The organism is Paludisphaera soli, assembly GCF_011064595.1.
Classification (GTDB): domain Bacteria; phylum Planctomycetota; class Planctomycetia; order Isosphaerales; family Isosphaeraceae; genus Paludisphaera; species Paludisphaera soli.
Genome location: NZ_JAALJI010000072.1, coordinates 1 through 6,197 on the forward strand (window position 1 = coordinate 1; position 6,197 = coordinate 6,197).

The 6,197-nt window shown below is 67.9% G+C and carries 8 protein-coding genes and 2 pseudogenes; 2 read left to right on the plus strand and 8 right to left on the minus strand.

What is annotated here, in order from left to right:
• Positions 1–258: pseudogene (locus G6O68_RS33125) on the plus strand (IS66 family transposase); the annotation flags it as partial.
• 31 nt (positions 259–289) lie between these two features.
• On the opposite strand, the gene G6O68_RS31210 reads toward G6O68_RS33125, so the two are convergent.
• From G6O68_RS31210 to G6O68_RS31220, 4 genes and pseudogenes are all read right to left on the minus strand, one after another.
• On the minus strand, positions 290–1,348 hold the full coding sequence (locus G6O68_RS31210; protein WP_165253572.1) for a CBASS cGAMP-activated phospholipase: 1,059 nt from the start codon (positions 1,346–1,348) through the stop codon (positions 290–292).
• A gap of 219 nt (positions 1,349–1,567) precedes the next feature.
• The gene (locus G6O68_RS33130) at positions 1,568–1,726 is read right to left on the minus strand and encodes a hypothetical protein (protein ID WP_240911581.1); all 159 of its coding nucleotides are present in this window, start codon (positions 1,724–1,726) and stop codon (positions 1,568–1,570) included.
• A gap of 56 nt (positions 1,727–1,782) precedes the next feature.
• Positions 1,783–2,130: pseudogene (locus G6O68_RS33770) on the minus strand (transposase); the annotation flags it as partial.
• A gap of 21 nt (positions 2,131–2,151) precedes the next feature.
• Positions 2,152–2,586 carry a winged helix-turn-helix domain-containing protein gene (locus G6O68_RS31220; protein ID WP_165253574.1) on the minus strand — a complete coding sequence of 145 codons (435 nt, stop codon included), beginning with the start codon at positions 2,584–2,586 and terminating at the stop codon, positions 2,152–2,154.
• Between the two features lie 139 nt (positions 2,587–2,725).
• On the opposite strand from G6O68_RS31220, the gene G6O68_RS31225 reads away from it, so the two are divergent.
• Positions 2,726–3,529, plus strand: a complete 804-nt coding sequence (locus G6O68_RS31225; protein WP_165253576.1) for a hypothetical protein — start codon at positions 2,726–2,728, stop codon at positions 3,527–3,529.
• A 143-nt stretch (positions 3,530–3,672) separates the two neighbouring features.
• On the opposite strand, the gene G6O68_RS31230 is transcribed toward G6O68_RS31225, so the two are convergent.
• The 4 genes from G6O68_RS31230 to G6O68_RS31245 form a co-directional block, all read right to left on the minus strand.
• Positions 3,673–4,011, minus strand: coding sequence for a lamin tail domain-containing protein (locus G6O68_RS31230; RefSeq protein WP_165253578.1), 339 nt, complete (start codon positions 4,009–4,011; stop codon positions 3,673–3,675).
• A 149-nt stretch (positions 4,012–4,160) separates the two neighbouring features.
• Positions 4,161–5,284, minus strand: a protein-coding gene (locus G6O68_RS31235) for an IS3 family transposase (protein ID WP_390625415.1) whose coding sequence is annotated in 2 segments (ribosomal slippage) — positions 4,161–5,020 and positions 5,020–5,284 — 1,125 coding nt in all. Because the reading frame shifts where the segments join, the coding sequence is not laid out codon by codon here.
• Positions 5,285–5,374: 90 nt separating this feature from the next.
• Complete coding sequence (locus G6O68_RS31240; protein WP_206108282.1) at positions 5,375–5,785, minus strand: VOC family protein; 411 nt, start codon at positions 5,783–5,785, stop codon at positions 5,375–5,377.
• A gap of 93 nt (positions 5,786–5,878) precedes the next feature.
• On the minus strand, positions 5,879–6,076 hold the full coding sequence (locus tag G6O68_RS31245; RefSeq protein ID WP_165253570.1) for a hypothetical protein: 198 nt from the start codon (positions 6,074–6,076) through the stop codon (positions 5,879–5,881).
• Positions 6,077–6,197: the final 121 nt, after the last annotated feature.

The window sequence follows — 6,197 nt, forward strand, 5'->3', positions numbered from 1 at the left end:
GGTGTGGACCTTCTCGAAGGCCGAGGGCGTCGAGCCGACGAACAACGCAGTCGAGCGGTCGCTCCGTCACGCGGTCTGGTAGCGCAAGACCAGCCTCGGGACGACTCGCCGGCCGGCTCGCGGTTCGTCGGGCGGATGCTGACGATGATCGAGGCCTGCCGACGCCAATCCCGCGAGCTGCTCGGCTTCCTGGTGGAGGCGATGGAGGCCCACCGCGAAGGCGACGCGCCGCCTTCGCTCATCCCCGTCGGGACGTGAGCGGTTACAAACCACCAATCCCTCCCGCCCATCATGAGACCTCTTGAACCGCCCGCGTCTCCGGGTAGGGCACGTAGGCCATCGCGAGGCCGACCAGGAATTGTTCCTGGATCCTCGAGAGATGGGCCTCAGCCGATTGACGTCCCAGGGCCATCAGCTCGGGGATGTGATCGACCCCGTCTAGGGACCACGAGCGATTCGGCAGGTCGAAGTCGACGGGGTGATAGCGGTCGCCGAGGGCGAACTCCATCGGGAGCTGGGCGCCCTGCATCTGCGAGACGCCCATCACATCGGCGATCCGGCTCGACCAGTATAGGAGGCCCGCGTCGGCGCCGGGGGGCTTGAGGGAGTAGGTCGTCCGGCCCGTGCCGATCGAGAGGAGCCGAATCGTCGACGTGTCGTAGGCGGGGTCGCAGGAAGGCCGGTCGCAGAGCTGGCGGATCTTCATCGCCTCGCCCATCGCGACGACCGCTGGTGCGTTCGCCCAGACCCCGCCGTCGCAATACGCGTGGCCGTCCGGCATGACCTTGTGCGGGAAGTAGGTCGGCGCCGCCGTGGCGGCGCGGAGGACGTCGACGATCGTCAGGTCGCGGTCGGCCTCCGCGGAAGGCAGGTGGGGCGTTCGGAAGATGCGCGCCTGGCCCAGCGAGAGGTTCACGGAGGGGATGATCACCCGGGCCCGGGTGAGGTCGCCGATGGTGCGGTCCCCGAAGACCTTCGTGAGGGAGGTCCGGAGCCGGAAGGGGCAGTAGCGGGCGCGAAAGAAGCTGTCCATGCCCTGCCCGGTCCGGCGCCGGAGGACGCGCGAGGCCAGCGGGTAAAGCGGTCGCATGAAGCCCCGGGCCCGATACGGCTCGCGCGCGTGGAAGATTTCCCCCCCGTCCTCGCGGTAGAAGCGCTCCAGCTCGCTCGCGGGGAGGCCCAGCGCCAGCGACGCGGCGATGATCGCACCGGTCGACGTCCCCGCGATCAGGTCGAAGTGGTCGACGACCGGTGCACCGGTCAGCTCCTCGAGCCGGGCCAGGAAAGCGACGCCGAAGGCGCCTCGGATGCCGCCGCCGTTGAATGTGAGGATCCGGAATGGATACAACCCGACACCTCGCTTTTGAAGGAGAGACCGGGCCTACCCCACGCCGGGGACGCCCGGCGCGAGTCTATCAACAGCGGTCAGGTCCTACCATCGAGATCGAGGCGTGGGTGTCGGCGTCCTCGACGTGGTGCGGGCGTCGGTCCCTTTCCACAGCGACCCGCCCATTTACCCGCGTTTTACGGAACGCTACTGACTCCAGCCTGGCCGAAGCGACAACGTTTACAACCTGAGCGGGATCTCGGCGTGGCGGATGAACGAGGCCAAGGGGTCCGGCCGTCGACGCAGGGCCGACAGCTCCCGGCAGAGCCGCAATCGCAGCTCGGCCGTATCCTCCGGGGCGTAGTTCGGCAGCCGATGGTACTTGGTCCAGCCCCACACCCCTCGTCCGGGTTGGCCTCCGGGGCGTGGCCGGGGAAGTCTTCGGCGACGATCTCCGGATGCCTCGCCAGGTAGGCCTTCGCGAGGCTCGATCGGCCATGGATCCGGATCCGGTCCCAGAGGATCGTCATCGGTCCGCCGAGATGGGCCTCGAGGCCTCTCAAGAAGGCGACGGAATCTTCGCCCCGGGCGTTGGCGTCGTCGGGCAGGAGGCGGAAGTAGAGGCTGGGCCTGCGCCGCTTCGGGCTGACGGTGACGGCGCCGATCGCCGAGATCCGCCCCTTGCGATGCCAAGCCTCGACGATCGGCGTACGGCCCCTCGGGGCGTAGGTGCGACGGACCGCCGGCGAGAGCTGGAAGCCCGACTCGTCGAGGAAGACGAGGTGGGCCGCCTCCTCGAGGATGAGGGGAAGCTCCTCGGCCCTTCAGTGGGCGATCCGATCTTCATCCCGCTGCCGGGCCTTCCTCTGTGGCCTCTGACTGCTCCAACGCAGCGGCCGTCGGAGGATCTTGCGGACGTGCTCGACATGGTACCCGACGCCGAAGCGGCGACGGACGAGCTCGGCGACCCGGCCGGCGCTCCAAAGATCGTCGGGCCAGCCGTGGGACCGGGCTCCCTCCAGCAGCAGTCGCTGCACCTCCCGAAGCTGCTGGTCGGTCAGCCGGGGCCGGGGACCGGGATGGGGCCCGGCGGCCAGGGCCTCGGGAGAATTCTCGGCCAGGGCGAGCCAGCGATACAGCGAGGTGCGGCCGACCCCCAGGGTGCGGGCGACGACGGTGGGCGACTCCCCCCGCCGCATCAGCTCGACGGCGTCGCGACGGCGACGTTCCAGTTCCTGCGCGGTTCCGACGGGTCTCATGTCCTTACTAAGACGGAAGCCGCACAAGTGTTCCTTTGGCTACGCTGCAGTCAGTATCATTGACGCATGCCGGAGTCCATGAAACACCTGGCCTGCCGATGGGCGTCTTGCGTCCTAAGCCAAGCGGGGGAACGGCACCATGAAGGTCGTCTCACGGGAGTACAAGGCCATGCTCGACCACCGCCCCTTCAGGGACCGGCGGCCCTCCGTGGACGAGTTCTGGGCCGAGGTCGAGGCCCTGGCGGGCACCATGACCTCGGTCCGGGCGAAGGGCAGGCTCGACGAGCAGGAGGAGCGGACGATCGTCTTCCTCGACACGCCCGACCTGACCCTCAGGCGTAACGGCCTCGTGCTCCGCAGGCGTGACGGGAACGGGGCTCCGGAATACACCCTCAAGTGCCGCTCGGAGGACCGCTACTTCGCCGCCGGGACCGACCTGGCCGCAGCGGCGGGCCTGGCCCCCGACGAGAAGCTGGAGGAGGACATCGCCCCTCCGTTTCGCTGCCGGTTCTCGCACTCGAACACGGTGAAGGGCGCGGCCGACACGCCCCGCACACTCGGGGAGGCCGGGGCGATCTTCCCCGTCCTGGGCACGCTGACGCACGACGGGCGGGCCTGCCCGGCGGACACAGCGTTGGGGGCCGTCCGCAGGATCACCGCCTTCGAGAGGGTGTTCACGGGTGCGAAGGTCGCCCTCGATGGGCTCGGGCCGGGGGAGGACGACGAGGCGTCGGCCGCCCTGATCCTCTGGTCCGACGGCGAGGGCGGCAGGCCGCTGGTGGCGGAGTTCTCCTGCCGGCTCAAGGACAAGGAGGAGCGGTTCACGAGGCCTCAGGCCGCCCTGGCACGCTCGTTCTTCGAGTCCGTCCAGCGCCTCGACTGGTGCCGCCCCGACGCCGTGACCAAGACCGAGTATGTCTACGGGGACACCCGGGGCGACTGAGGCATCGCCGAGGAGGCTGACCTCCTCGGCGGGGTGCCGCTTCCGCGTCAATCTCCGAAGAGCACGAAGACCCCCGGCCGGGCCTGCTGGGAGGTGTAGAACACCGTCTCGATCTTCGCCCCCGAGGCGTTGAAGAGGTTGACCTAGCCGCCGTTGTTCCCCAGGACCATCAGGGTGTCCGCCAGCTTGAACGTGACCCTCTCGCCGGGCGGGAGCTTCCCGGTCAGCGGGAACTCGCGGTCGGCCAGGTCGACCTCGGCCTCGGTCGGGTTGGCCAGCTTGACCGTCTCCTTGCCCTCGTCCGCCCCGATCGGGTTGGGCAGGAGGGCGGTGATCTGCACCTCGCCGACGGCGTCGGTCGTCCCGGCGCTCGGGATCGGGCTCGGCCCGACCGGGGGCGAGGAGTCGTCCGCGTCCGCAAGCGGACCGACGGTGACGTCGATGTCCGAGACCACCCGCTCCAGGAGCGTCGGGTCGATCACGAACGGGTTGACGTTGCACTGGACCTGCTCGATCCGCTTGGTCCGATAGATCTCGGTCGGGGTGGCCTGTCCTGACCTGCCCCGGGAAATTGGACCGGCTAAACGAGAGTTTTTCGGTCGGACTGACCTGCCCCGGGAAATTGGACCGGCTAAACGAGAGTTTTTCGGTCGGACGAGGCGGTCTTCTTCCCGGCCATCGCTGATGCGAACTCCTTGGGGGCCAGGTATCCCAAGGCGCTGTGCGGGCGGACTTCATTGTAATCGATCCGCCAGGCTTCCACCTCCTCCCGGGCGTCCTCCAGGTCGGTGAAGCAACCCTGGTTGAGGCATTCCTCCCTGACCCGACCGTTGAAGGATTCGATGAAGCCGTTGTCCGTCGGCTTGCCCGGCCGGCTGAAATCCAGGGTCACGCCGTTGAGGTAGGCCCAGAGGTCGAGCATCTTGCCCGTGAACTCCGGGCCGTCGTCGACCCGGAGTTCGCGTGGGGCCACTCGGCCCCGCGCGACCTCGGCCAGGATCTCTGCGACCCGCCCCGAGGTGAAGCGCACGCCGACCCTGATGGCCAGGCCCTCGCGCGTGAACAGGTCGATGACGGTCAGCACGCGGAGCTTGCGCCCGTCTGCGAGTGCGTCGCTCATGAAGTCCATCGCCCAGGCCTGATCGGCCGCCTCGACGGCGGGCCGGTCGTCGCGATGGCGAGGGCTCACCCGTCGCCTCGGGCTCTTCCGCCGCAAGGCCAATCGCTCCAGGCCGTAGAGGCGGTAGACCCGCTTGACGTTGACGGCCCAGCCCTCGCGCAGGAGCAGGACGTGGGGCCGCCGGTAGCCGTAACGCACGCGGTCCGTCGCCAACTCGCGGAGGCGCATCCGCAGCGCCTCCTGCGACTCGCGACGGGGCTTGTAGTTGTGAGTCGCTCGCGGGAATCCGGTCGCCTCGCAGGCCCGCCGCACGCCGACGCCGTAGCGGACCGAGAGGTCCGCCACGATCGTCCTGCGCTGCGGCGGGGTCAGGCTTTTTTTGCCAGGGCGTCCTGGAGCATCTTCTTGTCGAGGCTCAGGTCGGCCACCAGCTGCTTGAGCTTCAGGTTCTCCTCCTCGAGGAGCCGCAGGCGCCTCACCTCGGGCGTCCCGAGCTCGCCGTACTTGGCCTTCCATCGGAAGAACGTGGCCTGGCTCACGCCCAACTTCCGACACGTCTCCTCGACGCCCAGGCCGGCCTCGGCTTGACGTAGGGCGAATACGATCTGCTCGGTGGTGGACTTGGATCTCTTCATGGCTCAAGGCTCCTAATCCAGGGAGCCTCATCGTATCCGAATTCGCAAATGCGAAGGTCTACTTTCGTGGGCGCACGTCACAAGACCTTATCAGCTCACCTCAGTCTCGGGCGGCTGCCATAACTCGACTCGATTCCCTTCGATATCCCGGCACCAGCCGAAAGCTCCATATTCCGACCTCTCGATCTTGTCTTCCACGGGCACGCCGGCGGACCTCAGTTGTGACATCAGTCCGTCGAGGTCGGCGACGCGGAAGTTGAGCATCTGCGGCTGCGTAGCGCTCCCGAAGTGCGTCGTCGAGGCCGGGAAGACGGTCCAGACCTGGTAGCCGGCCTCTCGTTCGGCGAAATTGAAGATCGCGCCGAACGAGCCGCCGAAGTCGTGGACGTCGAATCCCAGATTCTCCCGATACCAGGACGCGAGCGCCGCCGGGTTGCGAGCTCGCACGAAAACGCCGCCCAGCCCGAGCACTATGTGCCTGCCCGCGTCATCCATTGCCATTCTGCGATCCCCACACTCGAGTCGAGGTCCAGGCACCCGATCGCTCGGCCGCATCGCCGGCGATCGTTGAACATCGCCAGCAGCGGTGGAACCTCACTCCTTCTGCTCATTCGCCTCGGGGTCGAGCTGGGCGTGCTGCTGGTAGCTGTCGCCGGGCGAGTCGTTCTGCACCAGGGTCGGTTTCCTGCCGGGCTGCGGCGTCTCGCTCGCGTCCGGCACCGCCGCCTCGCCGTGCTTCTTCTTCTCGTCCATGACCTTCTTGTCGTGCGCGACGTTCCGGGGGTCCGACATCGATGCCATCCTTTCGTTGTGATCGCCGTCCGAATCTTCGGTGTTGGGGAGTCGCCGGCGACTGAATTTAAGGTGGTATGCATCTTATGCGCCGTCGGCCGGCCGCTCTCGATAATGCCTA

What these genes read in the sequence shown, in the direction of transcription:
- G6O68_RS31240 (WP_206108282.1), bottom strand. Translation starts at nt 5,785, where the DNA reads ATGGCAATGGATGACGCGGGCAGGCACATAGTGCTCGGGCTGGGCGGC.
- G6O68_RS31245 (WP_165253570.1), bottom strand. Translation starts at nt 6,076, where the DNA reads ATGTCGGACCCCCGGAACGTCGCGCACGACAAGAAGGTCATGGACGAG.
- G6O68_RS31225 (WP_165253576.1), top strand. Translation starts at nt 2,726, where the DNA reads ATGAAGGTCGTCTCACGGGAGTACAAGGCCATGCTCGACCACCGCCCC.
- G6O68_RS31220 (WP_165253574.1), bottom strand. Translation starts at nt 2,586, where the DNA reads ATGAGACCCGTCGGAACCGCGCAGGAACTGGAACGTCGCCGTCGCGAC.